The organism is uncultured Litoreibacter sp. (assembly GCF_947501785.1).
Classification (GTDB): domain Bacteria; phylum Pseudomonadota; class Alphaproteobacteria; order Rhodobacterales; family Rhodobacteraceae; genus Litoreibacter.
Genome location: NZ_CANMXB010000001.1, coordinates 926,452 through 942,610 on the forward strand (window position 1 = coordinate 926,452; position 16,159 = coordinate 942,610).

Here is a 16,159-nt window from a genome sequence, read left to right on the forward strand (position 1 = left end):
AACTTAGGACGAGCGAAATGGCAACAAACTGTCGATCCGCCTGACGCTAACGCACCACATGTTTGTTGTAAATTACGGTAAACCACCAGAAATAGGGGAATTCTCTACAAACTGCGCCACTTCCGCCGGATTGTTCACCGGCCAGTTCTACCGTTGCTCCCAAATTTCCTATGTATTTTCCCTAGTTGCGCCTAACTCGCGGAAAGACGAAATTGACGCAAACGTCAGAAGAGAAAATCCACGGCCATTCTCTCTTTTGCAACAAATGGTTTTATCCTACCCCAGCGGTTCGCAGCCACCGGATCGCAACCTCAAAAACGGACGTTCAAACAACATGACTGATTCTCGACTCACGGCCCAATTTGCGTTTTTGACGGAAGCCGACCGCCTCAAATCCGTATTGCGCGGCACCACGCTCTGCGATGGGTCCCGGCGCGAAAATTCGGGCGAGCATTCATGGCACATAGCGCTCTATGCCATGATCCTTGCAGAGCACGCGACCCGACCGGTCCGCATTGACCGCGTCATCCAGATGTTGCTGATCCACGACCTAGTCGAAATCGACGCGGGCGATAACCCGATCCATGGCGATCACGACCCGGTGGAACAAGACAGGGTCGAGCGCGTAGCAGCGGACCGCATCTTTGGCCTTCTGCCCCCAGATCAGCGCGACACGTTCCGAGCGCTATGGGACGAATTCGAAGCGGCCCAGACAGATGACGCGATCTTCGCCAAATCCGTTGACCGCGTACAGCCCGTGGTCGCCAATCTCGAAACCGGCGGCGGCACGTGGCCGGAATACAATGTCACGCCTGCACAATTGGAGGTGCGGGTTGGCGTCAAAGTCAAACAAGGCGCCCCTGCCCTTTGGATGCATTTGAAAGGTCAAATCAGCGCTTGGTTTGCCGCGCGCCAATGAATTGAGCCCGAGCGGGTTTGTATAGACAAAAGGAAGACGCAATATAGACGAAAGGAAGACGCGGGTTTTGGACATGTCGCGCTGTTAACTTTTCTTTTGGTATACATTCGCATACCGCCTTTCCATGCGGCTGCGCATGGTCTATCACGCGGCCAACGAATCCTCATTCAGCCAACCACATAAGGGAAACAGCCCCATGTCCAAGATTAAGGTAGAGAACCCCGTCGTCGAACTCGATGGCGACGAGATGACCCGCATCATCTGGGATTTCATCAAAAAGAAACTCATCCTGCCTTACCTCGATGTGGACCTGCTCTACTACGACCTTGGCATGGAAGTCCGCGACGAAACAAACGATCAGATCACCATCGATGCTGCTGAAAAGATTAAGGAAATTGGCGTCGGCGTAAAATGTGCGACTATCACTCCGGATGAACAGCGCGTCGAAGAATTCGGCCTCAAACAGATGTGGCGCAGCCCAAACGGCACCATCCGCAACATCCTCGGCGGCGTCGTCTTCCGCGCCCCGATCATCTGCGCCAATGTCCCCCGCCTGGTTCCCGGCTGGACCGACCCCATCGTCATCGGGCGCCACGCGTTTGGCGACCAATACAAAGCCACCGACTTCCTAATGCCCGGGCCAGGCAAGCTGACGATGAAATTTGTCGGCGAAGACGGACAAGTCATTGAAAAAGAAGTCTTTGACAGCCCCGCTGCCGGTGTCGCGATGGGCATGTACAACCTCGATCAGTCCATCATCGACTTCGCGCGGGCGTCGATGAACTACGGCCTGAACCTTGGCTGGCCTGTCTATCTTTCGACCAAAAACACCATCCTCAAGGCCTATGACGGCCGCTTCAAAGACCTGTTCCAAAAGGTCTATGACGAGGAATTCGCGGAGAAATTCGAAGCCGCCGGCATCACATACGAGCACCGCCTGATCGACGACATGGTCGCCGCAGCGATGAAATGGTCCGGCAAATTTGTTTGGGCCTGTAAGAACTACGACGGCGACGTTCAATCCGATACGGTCGCGCAAGGCTTCGGCTCGCTTGGCCTGATGACCTCGCAACTGATGACGCCAGACGGAAAAGTGGTCGAGGCAGAGGCCGCCCACGGCACCGTGACGCGCCACTACCGCCAGCACCAGAAGGGCGAGGCAACCTCGACCAACTCCATCGCATCGATCTACGCATGGACCGGCGGCCTTAAGCACCGCGCCAAGCTGGACAACAACGAACAGCTGATGAAGTTCGCGACAACATTGGAAACCGTTGTAGTAGACACGGTCGAAAGCGGCTCCATGACCAAAGACCTCGCGCTTCTGGTTGGGCCGGATCAGAAGTGGCTGACCACCGAAGGCTTCCTTGAGAAGATCGACGAGAACTTGAACAAGGCAATGTAAGCCACTCAAAAATTTGTAGAAAAGGCCAGCTGATATGCTGGCCTTTTTTTGTGACTCAGGGCGCTTTCCACAGGTCGGACCAAAGGCTAGTCTGACTAAAACGGAGCGCCCATGCCCAAGCACTACCTATTCCTGCTCTTTGCCGTCATCGCCGAAACCGTCGGCACATCCGCCCTGCAATCCAGTCAGCAATTCACGCGGCTCTGGCCATCTGTACTGGTGGTGGTGGCCTACGCGATCTCCTTCTATTTGTTGGCGCTTACCCTGAAATACATGCCCGTTGGCATCATGTACGCCATCTGGTCGGGGCTCGGCATCGTTCTGATCGCGGGGATTGGGCTCATCTATTTTGGCCAAAAGCTGGATTTGCCCGCCTTTGTTGGCCTAACGCTGATCATCGCCGGCATCGTCGTGATCCACCTCTTTTCAAAGAGCGCCGCGCATTGAGTGTTTCTGCAATATTGCTCGCGGCCGGTGCGTCCAGACGTATGCGCGGCGCGGATAAGCTCACAGAACACGTCAGAGGGGTACCATTGCTGCGGGACCGGGCATTGATGCTGCTTGGCAGCGGCATAAGCCAGTTGGTGGTCGTCTTGCCGCCTGACAAAATTGACCGTGCCGATGTGATCCGGGATGTTAAATGTAGCCGAGTCATCAACGCGGATGCCGCCAGCGGGATGGCCTCTTCGATCAAGTGCGGAGTGTCGGAGCTATCTCCGACGACAAACGCGGCCATGATCTTGCCCGCTGACATGCCTGACCTGACCAGCGCAGACATAGACGCGCTCCTTGCTGCACATGTCATGACGCCCGACCGCATCATTCGCGCGACGAGCAGCGACGGCGTGGCCGGTAGCCCGGTTGTCTTTCCACGCGCCCTTTTCCCAAAGCTTCAGGCCCTTGAAGGCGATGAAAGCGGCCGCACCATTCTGGGCCAAAATCACGAAATGATTGATCTGGTCCCCCTACCCAGCACCCACGCAACATTGGATTTGGATACACCAGAAGCCTGGGCCACTTGGCGCGATAAGTCCTGAAACGAAAAAGGCTGTCCCCGGAGGAACAGCCAAAACTCGTTACCCTTCTCTGTTCGGGCGGCTCCCGAAGGCGCCGCCCGAAGAGCTGCATATTTTTATTTGAACAGCATCCGTGCTTCGTGCTTCTTCAGCGTCAGGCGGGCGGAGGCATAAGCCTCGCGACCTTTCTGGCCTTGAAGCTCTGGGAAGAGTTCAAATATCTCGTTCCGCTGCGCGTTGCCGATGCCTTTCAGCGAGTAGTCACCCGGCTGGAAGCTCTCGGTCCACGCACCGTTCGACAGCACAACCTCGTGGTTGTCGAACATGAAGTGGATGTAGGTCGTGCCCATCGAGTTGATCGACTGCACACCCTCTGTCGGGTTCACCAGGTGCTTGGCCGAAACCAGAACCTCGTTCTCCTCGAAGTAGAGCGACACGCGGTCGTTGTTGACCAGCATCCGGTGGTTCGGGCTGACCAGCATATCACGCTCTGGCAGGCCGTTCCCAAGGGAGCCCTTCTGGATCAGGACAGGCTGCAGGTGCGGGTTGTTTTGCAACTCGCGGCCGTCCATGCGCTTGGCGCCGATCCAGCGGATTTCCTGAATGCCGTTGTCACGGGTGATGATCTTGTCACCGACCTGAAGGTCTTCGACCAACATCTCACCACGTGGTGTGGCAATCGAGGTACCCGGTGTGAAGCACGGCACGATATTCTCGATTTCCGAGAATTCCAGCGTGCCGATCACCGCACCGCCAACACCGTCGAGGAATTCGATGGTACCGGAGGTCGAGTCGCCATCAGCATCAACCGTCTCACCTACGATCCGCAGCGGGCCAGACCCGGTCAGGTCCAACGTGTCGAAATCGTTGCCGCCGGTACCGCCGTCGATCACATCGCCAATACCCTCACCAGCGCCAACCAGGAACGTATCCGCGTCGTCGCCGCCAGAGATGTCGTCAGCGCCTTCGCCACCAACCAGGGTATCGTCGCCGGTACCACCGGTGATGGTGTCATCGTCGATACCGCCGTCGATGAAGTCGTCGCCAGCGTCGCCATTCAGCACATCGTCGTCATCGGCACCAAAGATAGTGTCGTTGCCGTCGCCGCCATTGACCACATCCATACCGTTGTTCGGCACGAGATCGATCGCGTCTGGGATGTCCAGATTGTCAGGCAGGCCCAGATCGGGGTCGATACCGGCATAGATGGTGTCATCACCAGCACCACCATCGATGATGTCGGAGCCTTCGCCACCAACGATCCGGTCGTCACCTTCGCCACCGTCGATCGTGTCGGCGTCAATGCCGCCATCGATGGTGTCGTTACCGGTGCCACCAAAGATGGTATCCGCGTCGTCGCCGGTGGTGATGGTGTCATCGCCTGCGCCGCCGTCTACGAAGTCGATGTCATCGTTAGGGTCGGTGTCCGCAGGGAACAGGCCTGGATAACCAAGATCAGGCCTTGGGCTGCCGCCGGACGTGTCGATGACGTCGTCGCCGTCGTTGCCTTGCACCGTGTCGGAACCGTCACCGCCGATGATGATATCCGACGCGTTGCCGCCGCGGATGTCGTCGTCACCTTCGCCACCGTCCAGCAAGTCAGGACCAGGCCCGCCAAGCAGCAGATCGTCGCCTTCTTCGCCGTACAGCTCGTCGCCGCCTTGACCAGCGTCCAGCGTATCGTTGCCTTCGCCGCCCGACAGAATGTCAGCGCCTTCGCCGCCCGACAGGTAGTCGTCGCCGGCACCACCATTCAGGGTGTCGTCGCCATCTTCGCCGTAGACCTCATCATCGCCCTCGCCGGCATTGACGATGTCATTACCGTTACCGGCAAACACGATGTCGTCCTGTGGCGCTTCGCCCGGCAGGATTGCGTCGCCGCCGTCAATCACATCACCTTCCGGGTCGTCCAGATAGGTCACGGCCTGGATGACGTCGTCACCATCGGTGCCTTCGACGATACCGTCGCGGACCAAGACCATTACAGTCGCTGTATCAAAACCGCCATTGCCGTCAGTGATGGTGTACTCAAACGTGATTTCACCATCGACAGTTCCGTCTGGCGTGAAGGTCAGCGTACCGTCACCATTGTCGGTGACCGTTCCGCCCGCAGCGGGCTGGGTGAATGAGTCCACCGTCAAGGTATCGCCATCCGGATCGGTATCGTTGCCCACAACGTTGATGATAACCGGCGCAACAATCGTACCGTTCGCAGTGTCATCAACGGCGTCTGGGCCGTCGTTGACGCTGTTCACGGTGATGTTGACAGTGCCTGTATCCGTGCCGCCATTGCCGTCAGAGACGGTGTAGGTGAAGCTGTCCGGCCCATTGTAGCCAGGGTCTGGCTCATAGGTGTACGTGCCGTCGCCATTGTCGATCAGCGTGCCGTTGGTTGGCTGCGTGTCGATGCTTTGCACCGTCAGCGTGTCGCCATCTGCATCAGTGTCATTGGCGATCGGGTCGATGATGACGCTGTCATCCTCATCTACCGTCACATCATCATCCACGGCAACCGGGTCGTCGTTGACCGGCGTCACGGTGATAACGTGGTCAGCCGTGTCGGTCCCGCCGTTGCCGTCGGAGATCTCGTAGCTGATGGTCGCGTCACCATTGAAGTTCTCGGCTGGGGTGAAGGTGACAGTGCCGTCGCCATTGTTCACCAGCGTGCCTTGATCCGCAGGAACGGTGGCCGAAATCACAGACAGCGCGTCGCCATCGGCATCCGTGTCGTTTGCGACAAGATCAACCGTGATCGGCGTATCCTCATCGGTGGTGTCGCTGCCATCATTCGCAACAGGGCCATCGTTTATCGCGCCGACCGAGACAACCGCCTCGCCCTCGTCTTCGCCGCCTTGGCCGTCAACCACTGTGTAGGTGATGGTCGCCGGGCCATTGAAGTTTGGCGCAGGGGTGAAGGTCACAGTGCCGTCGCCATTGTCCACCACGGTGCCTTGGTCCGCAGGAACGGACACAGAGCCGACGCTAAGCGGGTCGCCATCCACGTCGGTGTCGTTGCTGATCAGGTCGATGGTGATCGCTTGATCCTCATCAGTTGTCTCAACATCGTCCACGGCGACCGGGTCGTCGTTCACAGGGGTCACGGTAACAGCAACTTCTGCTGTATCAGTGCCGCCGTTCCCGTCGGTGATCGAGTAAGTGATCGTCGCTTCGCCGTTGAAGTTTTCGGCAGGTGTAAACACCAGCTGATTGCCGACAACCTCGACGCTGCCTTGTTCACTGGGCACAGAGGCACCTGTGATCGTCAGGGCATCGCCTTCCATGTCGGTGTCGTTGGCTAGCGCGTCAATGGTAATCGGCGTGTCTTCGTCAGTCGTAACCGCGTCATCAACAGCATCCGGCCCATCATTGACGCCCTCGATGAAGACGTTGACCACTGCGCCGCCCACGTCCTCGCCACCGTTGCCGTCAACAACCGTATATTCGATTGTTGCAGGACCGGTGTAGTTTGGTGCGGGGGTGAAGGTTACTGTGCCGTCACCATTGTCCACCACGGTGCCTTGGTCCGCAGGAACGGACACAGTTCCGATGGTCAGGTCATCGCCATCAACGTCGAAGTCGTTGTCGATCAGATCGATAACAACAGCAGTGTCTTCTTGGGTGGACGCAATGTCATCAACGGCCACAGGCGCGTCGTTGACAGGTGTCACATTGACCTCGTGGATCGCCGTGTCAGTGCCGCCGTTGCCGTCCTCGATAGAGTAGCTGATCGTCGCCAGACCGTTGAAGTTCTCAGCAGGTGTGAAGACAACTTGGTTGCCAACGATTTCAACAGTGCCCTGCTCTGCCGGAACGGTTGCCCCGGTCACAGTCAGTGCATCACCATCAATGTCAGTGTCATTGGCCAGCACGTCGAGGGTGATTGGCGTGTCTTCGTCTGTCGTATCGACGTCATTCACCGCGTCAGGCGCATCGTTCACCGGTGTCACAGTCACATTGACCGTTGCCATCGAGATGTTGCCGGCCTCGTCTTCGATCTCGTAATCGATCGTCGTATCGCCGTTGAAGTTTTCGTTTGGCGTGAAGGTGATCGTACCGTCAGCGTTGATGGTGACATCGCCGTCCGGAGATGTCGCTTCGATCACGGTCAGGTCGTCGCCCTCTGGGTCCGTGTCGTTGCCCAGAACGTCGATGGTGACGCTGTCATCCTCGTCAACAGTTGCCGTGTCGTCATTGGCCGTTGGGCCTTGGTTGACGCGGTCACCGATGATCTGTTCGATTTCCGTGAATTCCAGCGAGCCGGTGACGTTGCCGCCGCCATCCAGGAATTCAACCGTACCGGAGGTGGAATCGCCATCTGCATCCACAGTCTCGTTCACTACACGGAATACACCTTCGCCGGTCAGATCCAGAACGTCGAAGTCATCGCCGCCTGTGCCGCCGTCAACAGTGTCGCCATCGTTGCCGCCGATGATCGTGTCACGACCATCACCACCAGAGATGGCGTCAGCACCGGCGCCGCCGGTCAGCGTGTCATTGCCGGCTTCCCCGAAGAGCATGTCGTCGCCGTCTTCACCGTTCAGCGTGTCATCGCCACCCTGACCGTGAACCCAGTCATTGCCATCACCTGCATTTACAGTGTCGGAACCCGACCCCATCCAGATTTCGTCGTTGCCCGCGCCGCCTTCGGCAGTGTCGTTGCCCGAACCGCCGATGATCACGTCGTTGCCGTCGCCGCCGTCAAGTGTGTCGTCGCCAGCTTGGCCTTCCAAACGGTCATCGCCGCCCTCGCCAAAGATGGTGTCGTTGCCGTCACCGCCGCGCAGCGTGTCATTGCCATCTTCGCCGTTATCAACAACCGCGACATCAAAGAAGACGTCCGTGATGTTGATGCCGGAGTTGTTGCCGCCGTTCTGCGAGTGATCGATTTCGATCCGGCTTACCGGGCCCGGAATGGTGACAAGCAGCGAGTACTGGTTTGCCGTATCATTTGCGTAGCCGCCATTGCTGTCTGCCGTGTCGGCACCAGCCACACCGTCCGTGTCGGACAATGTCAGATCGTCGCCTGCGCGCAGATTGACGGTGATCGGGTTGCCATGTTCGTCAAATGCGCGAACCGTGACGATCCCGTCGCCATCGATGTCGTTGATGCGGAACGAGACTGTCTCAACCGATTCAGAGAAGTCCAACGCATATTCGATGTCGTTGCCTTGACCATTTGTGGTCGAGGAGAGCGAGCTGTCGTCATCAATGGCTTCGTCACCGGAGTTGATCCCAGTGATCAGCTGATCATTTGACGCAAATTCGGTCTCTGCCGAGCCCTCTTCGCGCTCAACCGAAAACGTAACGTCTACGGAACCGGTGTTTTGCGTGAAGCCACCAGTGTCGTGCTGGTTTTGAATCCAGTTCAGGCTCTCACGTACAGTGACGCCCTCGCCCGGGCCGCTATAGTTGCTGTCGCCATAGATGATGTCATCACCGGCGCCGCCGTTCACGGTGTCATTGCCAGAGCCTGCAAAGACCTGATCGTCGGCTTCACCCGCGTTGATAGTGTCATCGCCACCAAATGCGTCGACAATATCCTCGTCGCCTGACCCGATGCCCGGCACCGCGTCATTGGCATCGATCATGTCGCCGTCTGGATCGCCGGTGTAAGCTACGTCAATGGTTTCCCCATCATTCGTGCCTTCCACGATACCGTCCACAACGTCGTCTGGTGTGCAGTAGCAAATGCCATCAATCGCACCGGACCCAGCCAACTCAACTTCCATACGCGCAACGTTGTCGGTGTTGATGTGGACCGTGCCCTGGCCGTTGTTTCCGGTGATAGGAAGGTTGACCGTGTTGATCAGGTTACCGTCCTCGTCATACAGACGCACCACACCGCCATGCTCTTCGATGTCCAGCACACGGAAGTTCAGAACCTCGGTCGGCTCGTCAAAGTCAAATACGAAGGTGCCGCCGCCAGCGTTATCATCCGGGTCGTGGCTGTCATTATCCTCGGAAATGATCAGCACGTTGCCCATGTTATTGGTCGCAAGGTCGTAATCGTGGCCGGTTGGGTGGTCAGTGTCGAACACCATCGGTTTATGATCATCGTCCAGCGTGGAGATCGTGACCCCGTCGCTCTGGTACTGGTTACCAACAATATCGCCTTTGTGAAGGTCTTCAAACGTGAGCAGTACGTTAGGCATGGTCTTCTCCTTACAAATTCTCTGCACCAGGTCGTTGCGCACCCGACCCAGAGAATTTTTTACTATTACAAATGTACGCGTTCACGGCTGAGGTCTGCCGAAACACCAAAAGGCTGCCCAAGGCAGCCATAACCAGCGTCGCGGTCGCATAAAAAGCCATGTGTTTTCCCCTCAAGGCAAATCAGACGTCTCAAACCCGTGATGAGTGAAAACAGCAGCCAGTCGATGCGGTCGCACAAAACGTTGCGGTCGCCATATACAGGAGTCCCGGGTGTGGCCCGGAAGACTTGGTCGCTCGGTCGTGTAGTGGCTTGGAACACCCAAACGCGCACACGGTCAGTCGCACAAATCAATTCCCGCATCCGGCAGAGATGCGTCATTTCATGCGGCCGCCCCCGTGGCCTATGTCTTCACCCCCCAGATGGGTGTGAGCCAGATTTAGCCGGTGGTTTGAGTCAAAAAAAGCGAAAAATGGCCAAAACTCGTCCATATCCGGTCACATTCTCGAAGGTTCGGCAGCAAATTGAGGCGAAAAATCACGATACCCATCGGATTTTTTCGTCCGAAACCTTGCCCGGCTGGTTGGAATAGACTGGTAATTCAGCTGACACAATTGAACTTAAGCTCTTGAATTAATTAATCTATTTCAGCGCGCTCGAGTAGCCAAAAGGAATGATTTTGCAGCAACTCCACCGAAATGGTGCAAAGGTCCAAATTGCGGCATGTCTCTTGCCGCGCGAATTAACCATGCTCGAAATGACGTCGGGGCACTTTGCACCGAATGTGTACAATCGCACAGGTAGACGCTGATTGTTCCACAAATGTGCCAACCGGCCTCCGAATCGTGTACGCCGACCCGCCACCTTCCCCTGGGGAACTGTGACACCTTCATCCCCTATTGACCCAGAAATCAGAAACAACTGACTGATTCTTGTCGGATTGTATTAAAATTCGAAGTGATGACATGCGAGCGCCTCAATTTGCTCACAATCATCGGAGCGGCGGTCGCAGTGACAGGTTGGTATCGGAGAGTTTTGGTACCCGAGGCCGGACTTGAACCGGCACGCCTCGCGGCAATGGATTTTGAATCCATCGTGTCTACCATTCCACCACTCGGGCCCCGTTGTCATCATGGCGCGGTAGCCGCCACTCAGGGTAGCGGCGGTGTAGCCAAGCTGAAAGGCGGCGTCAATTGGTGGCGTCGCTCCTACTCGAGAAAAACAGTCGAAAAATATCTCACTGGCCGGGGTTCGGCGCCGGCAGATCAGATGTCACACAGAAACTACGATTGGCATAACCTTCTCTGGCCCTGTCCGCGTGCCCCACACGCCCCCCCGCAAACAACCGGGCTTTGATGTGAGCTGCCCCTATTGTTGGCTAAAACATCACCCCGACAAGCCAAAGCGTGATGGACGGGAATGCTACAAGGATAACGACCCGCACCAAGTCCGAAGCCACAAATGGCAACACACCGCGATATGTCTGCGAGATAGGAATGTCGCGACCAACCTGATTGATGATGAACAGGTTCATCCCGACTGGCGGAGTGATGAGCCCAACCTCCACAACGATCAATGTCAGAATGCCGAACCAGATCGCCGTCTGTTCGACCGTCATACCGAAATCCAAAATCTCAATGATCGGAAAGAAGATCGGAATAGTCAGCAAGATCATTGACAGGCTGTCCATTACGCAGCCGAAAATCAGATAGCACGCCAGCATGGCTACCAAAATGGTCATCGGTGCATAGCCCTGCATCGTCACCCAATCCGCCAATGCCTGCGGTGCTTGAGTGAAGGCTAGAAAGGAATTGAACACCTGGGCGCCGAAGATGATGAAGAAAATCATTGCGGAGGCCTGCGCCGTCTCCAACACTGAATCCAGAAACCCCTGCCAATTTAGCCCCCCGGTTGCCACGCCGTAGAGCCCGGTCGCAACCGCGCCAACCGCGGCGCCTTCGGTTGGCGTAAACAGCGCCTGCAACCCCGGCTTGAACCAGTTCCAATCTCCAGCGATGCCGCCCATCACCAGCCCGAAGATTACCACGACTGGCCAGATTCGGCCCAATGTCCGGAACCGTTCACCCAGCGGTTTGCGTTCCGCAACAGGACCAGACCCCGGCTTGAGCCGGACATAGATTGCGACGGTAAGCATGTAACCCAGCGCTGCCAGGATGCCGGGCACCAGGGCCGCAATGAACATTTTGACAATATTCTGCTCTGTCAGGATGGCGTAGATCACCAAAATGATTGAAGGCGGGATAAGAATACCCAATGTCCCGCCCGCTGCCAGCACACCGGTGCTCAGCGCGTCCGAATAGCCCCGCTTGCGCATTTCGGGCAAGGCCACCTGCCCCATGGTCGACGCCGTTGCCAGTGACGAGCCGCACACTGCACCAAACCCTGCGCAGGCTCCGACCGCGGCCATTGCAACGCCGCCCTTTCGATGCCCCAGCCAGTCGGACGCTGCATTAAAAAGAGCCGCGCTCATACCCGATTTGGTGGCAAACTGCCCCATCAGCAGAAAGAGCGGCACGATGGTCAGTGAATAGCTGGAGAACGTGTCATAGGTCAGCGTCTTCATTTGGCTCAGCGTGGCTGACGGCCGCCCAAGCACGATCCAGGTGCCAATGAAACCGGTGGCAAACATTGCCGCGCCGATCGGGACCCGCAGGAAGATCGCCACCAGCATGACCCCAAATCCGGACAGTGCGAGTTCCAGGCCGCTCATGGCGTTGCCTCCGCACCGTCCACCAGCCAATTGAAAGACCGCCAAACGGTGTAGACGCTCACGATGAAGAACAACGTGCCGCCAACCGTGGCCAGCCCGAAGGGAATCCATACCGGCAGTTCCAACTCGTACGTGGTCTCAGGAAAAAACGGCTTCGCCCCCATTCCCAGTGCAGACCGAAACGCCTCGCCTCCATAGGGAAATTTCTCGCCGAAGCCCAAATACATGCGCCACAGAATGAGGCCCGCAATCACCGCGATCACGATATCGCCCATAAACCCGAAGAAGGCCCTTGCGCGGGCCCCTAGGCGGTCAACGGCGATATCTACCGTCACATGCCCACGTTTCAATTGGCACCATGGCAAGAATGCGAAAACGGCAATGGCGCAGCCCGCTTCCACCATCTCGAAGTCGCCCCGTATCGGGCTAAGGCCCAAAGACAACAAAGCCCGTCCGATAATCGACGCGACGGTGACAAGCGCCATGCTGACCAACAACGCTCCACCTGCATAGGCGAGCCAGCGACTGACATGTTCCAACCCACGCCCGACCCGCGCCTCTGCTGATTTCGCAATTGCCATGTATGTTGCCCCTAGCTTTCCAAAATGGACGGTCGCGCGTTCAGCGTCTCCACATCCATTCCGGCAATTGCCTTATAGTCTTTCGCCATGCCGTCCAACTCTGCTTGAGTCATGATGTCGTTGATATGCGCAAACCCATCGGGCGCGCGGGCGGCGGCGATGTCCAATATTTTGTCCGGCCCGTCGCCTCTGTTGGCCAGAACCAAGGCGTTCACCTTCGGACGCCGCTCTGCTTCGTATGCGTGCAATGCGTCCGGGGTCAGCCCGTGATTGCCAAAAGCCGCCGTCAGATGGCGCGCATCCAATATGCATTGTGACGCACCGTTTGACCCAATTGGGTACATGGCGTGCGCCGCGTCCCCTAACAATGTCACCCGCCCAAAGGTCCATTGATCCAACGGATCGCGGTCCACCATTGGGAATTCCCAGATACCGTCCGCATTTTCGATCACCGCCGGTACATCCAGCCAGTCAAAGGACCAGTCTTCAAAGTGTTTGGCGAAATCCGCGCGATCACCCTCCCGATTCCAGTCCTGCTGCCTCCAAATGTAGTCCTTTGGCATCGCCATATCGGCAATCCAATTGATGACCGAGCCACCGTCCTGTGTGTCTGCTATCGGGTACGCGGCGAATTTCAGATCCCTGCGCCCCGTCATGGTAACCGAGCGCCCAGTCAAAAAGCGCGGCCCTTTTGTTACGCCGCGCCACATCATAGTGCCACCCCACTGCGCCGGCCCCTCGTCGGGATACAAGCGGGCACGTGCCGTAGAGTTTATGCCTTCAGCAACAATCAGGACGTCGCCGCGGGCCTTGCCGCGTTCGTCACCGCTGCCCCGATCAACCAGTGAAATCTCAATGCCATCTTGAATATCGTCCCAGTGACCCAACGCCGCCCCCGTCGACACAGTCTCTGCCCCGCACCGACGGACCACTTCTTCAAACAACGCCATCTGAAATTTGCCACGATGAAGCGAGTACTGAGGCCATTGATACCCTGCCAGTTCGCCACGCGGTTCTGACCAAATCTGTGTGCCCTGCGCTGAAAAGTAGGCAAGCTCCTCGGTCCGAAGCCCGATTTCGTCCAACGTCTCTTTGAGCCCCAGCTCAAACAGCTCCCTGACGGCATGGGGTTGCAGGTTGATCCCTACACCCATTGGACGCAGTTCGCGGACCGCCTCGAATATCCGAAATGGGATACCGCGTTGGTGCAAGCTTAAACCAAGGGTCAGCCCCCCAATCCCCGCTCCAGAAATAAGAACCGTCATCTTGCCCCCTCAATTGAATAGGGCCCTGACATCCGTTCAGGGCCCCATCCGCATCCGTCAGGTCCAGATCAGTTGGAGTACTTGGCGACCAGCGCCTGCGCATCCGCAACCATCGCTGCGCCGTCCAGTCCGGCGGCGGTCATCTCTTCGATCCACTTGTTGGTGAGCTCGGCACCAATTGCGCGCAGTTGCTCCATGCTTGCGTCGTCAAATGTGACGACCGTGTTGTCGGTGGCTTTGACCACGTCAACACCTGTCGCATCGCCTTTGTCCATTGCAGCGCCGGCAAGGCCGGAGACTTCCAACCCGGAATTGTTGTCGATGATTGCTTTCAGGTCGTCCGGTAGGCTGTCGTATTTGGCCTTGTTCATGCCCCAGACGAAAAACGTATTGTACAGCGCACGGTCGCCGCTGATCTGGGTATGGCTGTCGGCAAGCTCATGCACTTTCAAAGGCGGAACGATCTCCCATGGGATGACCCCGCCATCAACAACACCTTTCGAAAGCGCCTCTGGGAATGCAGGAACCGGCATACCAACGGTGGTGGCGCCCAAGGCCTCCAGCAACGCATTGGCCTGGCGCGACGGTCCGCGCAGCTTCAACCCCGCCAGATCGCCTGGCTTGTTCACCGTCGACCCTTTGGTATGGATGACCCCCGGCCCATGCACATGCGTCGCCAAGAGATGAATATCCCCCATCCGTTCAGTCAGGTATTTCTGCGAGTACTCCCACAGGGCTTTCGACGTCGCCTCAGCGCTCATCGATCCCATGAAGGGCAGTTCAAACGCTTCTGTTTCCGGGAATCGGCCCGGCGTATAGCCGGGAAGCGCCCAGCCACAGTCAATTACGCCGTCACGAATCTGATCGTAGAGCGCCGGTGGCTTGCCACCCAACTGCATGCCTGGATACAGCTCTACCTTAATGCGGCCTTCGCTTTCGGCCATGATCTTGTCCGCCCAAGGCTGCATGAAGAATTGCGGCACAGACGCTTTTGGAGACAAGAAATGCTGGCAGCGCAGTGTAACCTCTTGCGCAAAAGAAAATGACGCACTGATGCTGACGGCAACGGCCCCTGCAAGCGCTGATGTGACGAATGTTTTCATTTAGATTTCCTCCCAGAAACAATTTGGAGCCGCGGCCCCCCTCAATTAGGTCTCGAACTTGGTCTCAAACCATTTTGTAACCGTCAACAGCGCCCGGGCAAAGTTTCACAGCTGTTGGGCACTGAACGTATCGCAGGCCTGAATCGTTGGATTTTCGTAACCGTTGGCAAACCACCTTTGCCTTTGCGCAGAGGTCCCATGTGTAAAGGTGTGAGGATTTGGCCTGCGCCCGGCATTGCGCTGCAGCGTGTCGTCACCGATCTGTCTGGCCGCATTCACTGCCTCGCTCAAATCCCCGCGTTCCAGCGAATTGAACCGCGCCTGCGCATAGCGCGCCCAGATGCCAGAAAAGCAATCCGCCTGCAGCTCGATGCGCACAGAAATCTGGTTGCTCCGCTCCTGCGAGCTTTGCTGTCGAATTCGGTTGGCCTGTACCAAAATACCCAGCTCGTTCTGGACATGGTGCGCAATTTCATGCGCAACCACATATGCAGCGGCAAAATCACCACCGGCACCAAGTCGCTTTTCCAAGGTCACGAAGAAATCCGTATCCAGATAGGCCTTCTTGTCCGCAGGGCAGTAAAACGGCCCCGAGGCACCTGACGCCCCGCCGCATGGGCTCTGCGTCGCCCCTTTGAACAAGACTAAAGTAGCGGGGGTGTAGGTCTCACCAACTTGGTCGCGGAATATTTCTGCCCAGACCTCTTCAGTGTCTGCCAAGACGACCGATACAAATTCGCCGGCTTGCCGATCGGCCTGGGTAATTTCCTGGCTAACCGCCTGCTCTTGCGACTCGGTCAAACCACCGCCTTGCAGCAGCGGCGTGACATCAATCCCGAGAAAGTACCCGATCACAAGGACAGCGACCAAGCCAAGCCCGCCAATGCCGCTCGCGGCCTTGCCTGTAGAGCGCCGCCCGCGACGATCCTCGATATTTCGGCTCCCACGCCGTCCCCGCCACTGCATATCGCACTCCTAACACTTGACC

General features: G+C 57.3%; 10 protein-coding genes and 1 tRNA gene. 4 read left to right on the forward strand and 7 right to left on the reverse strand.

The genetic code is table 11. From position 1 onward, the window contains the following. Positions 1-334: 334 nt before the first annotated feature. From Q0899_RS04525 to Q0899_RS04540, 4 genes are all read left to right on the forward strand, one after another. Entirely contained in the window at positions 335-919 is a 585-nt protein-coding gene (locus tag Q0899_RS04525) for an HD family hydrolase (protein ID WP_299191217.1), read from the forward strand. Positions 920-1,115: 196 nt separating this feature from the next. Further along, complete coding sequence (locus Q0899_RS04530; RefSeq protein ID WP_299191218.1) at positions 1,116-2,324, forward strand: NADP-dependent isocitrate dehydrogenase; 1,209 nt, start codon at positions 1,116-1,118, stop codon at positions 2,322-2,324. 111 nt (positions 2,325-2,435) lie between these two features. Beyond that, complete coding sequence (locus tag Q0899_RS04535) at positions 2,436-2,771, forward strand: SMR family transporter (protein ID WP_299191219.1); 336 nt, start codon at positions 2,436-2,438, stop codon at positions 2,769-2,771. Between the two features lie 14 nt (positions 2,772-2,785). After that, entirely contained in the window at positions 2,786-3,361 is a 576-nt protein-coding gene (locus Q0899_RS04540; protein WP_299195224.1) for a nucleotidyltransferase family protein, read from the forward strand. A gap of 95 nt (positions 3,362-3,456) precedes the next feature. Here Q0899_RS04540 and Q0899_RS04545 read toward each other — a convergent pair whose 3' ends face one another. From Q0899_RS04545 to Q0899_RS04575, 7 genes are all read right to left on the reverse strand, one after another. Next, on the reverse strand, positions 3,457-9,492 hold the full coding sequence (locus Q0899_RS04545; RefSeq protein ID WP_299191220.1) for a cadherin-like domain-containing protein: 6,036 nt from the start codon (positions 9,490-9,492) through the stop codon (positions 3,457-3,459). 1,035 nt (positions 9,493-10,527) lie between these two features. Beyond that, a tRNA-Leu gene (locus tag Q0899_RS04550) sits at positions 10,528-10,611 on the reverse strand. A gap of 258 nt (positions 10,612-10,869) precedes the next feature. After that, entirely contained in the window at positions 10,870-12,222 is a 1,353-nt protein-coding gene (locus Q0899_RS04555) for a TRAP transporter large permease (RefSeq protein WP_298291041.1), read from the reverse strand. Next, positions 12,219-12,803, reverse strand: a complete 585-nt coding sequence (locus Q0899_RS04560) for a TRAP transporter small permease (RefSeq protein ID WP_299191221.1) — start codon at positions 12,801-12,803, stop codon at positions 12,219-12,221. The genes Q0899_RS04555 and Q0899_RS04560 overlap by 4 nt, the downstream gene beginning before the upstream one ends. A gap of 11 nt (positions 12,804-12,814) precedes the next feature. After that, positions 12,815-14,068 (reverse strand): flavin-dependent oxidoreductase, encoded by a 1,254-nt coding sequence (locus Q0899_RS04565; RefSeq protein WP_299191222.1) that lies wholly within the window; start codon positions 14,066-14,068, stop codon positions 12,815-12,817. Positions 14,069-14,136: 68 nt separating this feature from the next. Next, positions 14,137-15,171, reverse strand: coding sequence for a TRAP transporter substrate-binding protein (locus Q0899_RS04570; protein ID WP_299191223.1), 1,035 nt, complete (start codon positions 15,169-15,171; stop codon positions 14,137-14,139). Positions 15,172-15,276: 105 nt separating this feature from the next. Then, the gene (locus tag Q0899_RS04575; protein WP_299191224.1) at positions 15,277-16,137 is read right to left on the reverse strand and encodes a neutral zinc metallopeptidase; all 861 of its coding nucleotides are present in this window, start codon (positions 16,135-16,137) and stop codon (positions 15,277-15,279) included. Positions 16,138-16,159: the final 22 nt, after the last annotated feature.

Coding starts and splice junctions, on each gene's coding strand:
- Q0899_RS04525 (WP_299191217.1), top strand. CDS start 335: ATGACTGATTCTCGACTCACGGCCCAATTTGCGTTTTTGACGGAAGCC.
- Q0899_RS04530 (WP_299191218.1), top strand. CDS start 1,116: ATGTCCAAGATTAAGGTAGAGAACCCCGTCGTCGAACTCGATGGCGAC.
- Q0899_RS04535 (WP_299191219.1), top strand. CDS start 2,436: ATGCCCAAGCACTACCTATTCCTGCTCTTTGCCGTCATCGCCGAAACC.
- Q0899_RS04545 (WP_299191220.1), bottom strand. CDS start 9,492: ATGCCTAACGTACTGCTCACGTTTGAAGACCTTCACAAAGGCGATATT.
- Q0899_RS04555 (WP_298291041.1), bottom strand. CDS start 12,222: ATGAGCGGCCTGGAACTCGCACTGTCCGGATTTGGGGTCATGCTGGTG.
- Q0899_RS04560 (WP_299191221.1), bottom strand. CDS start 12,803: ATGGCAATTGCGAAATCAGCAGAGGCGCGGGTCGGGCGTGGGTTGGAA.
- Q0899_RS04565 (WP_299191222.1), bottom strand. CDS start 14,068: ATGACGGTTCTTATTTCTGGAGCGGGGATTGGGGGGCTGACCCTTGGT.
- Q0899_RS04570 (WP_299191223.1), bottom strand. CDS start 15,171: ATGAAAACATTCGTCACATCAGCGCTTGCAGGGGCCGTTGCCGTCAGC.
- Q0899_RS04575 (WP_299191224.1), bottom strand. CDS start 16,137: ATGCAGTGGCGGGGACGGCGTGGGAGCCGAAATATCGAGGATCGTCGC.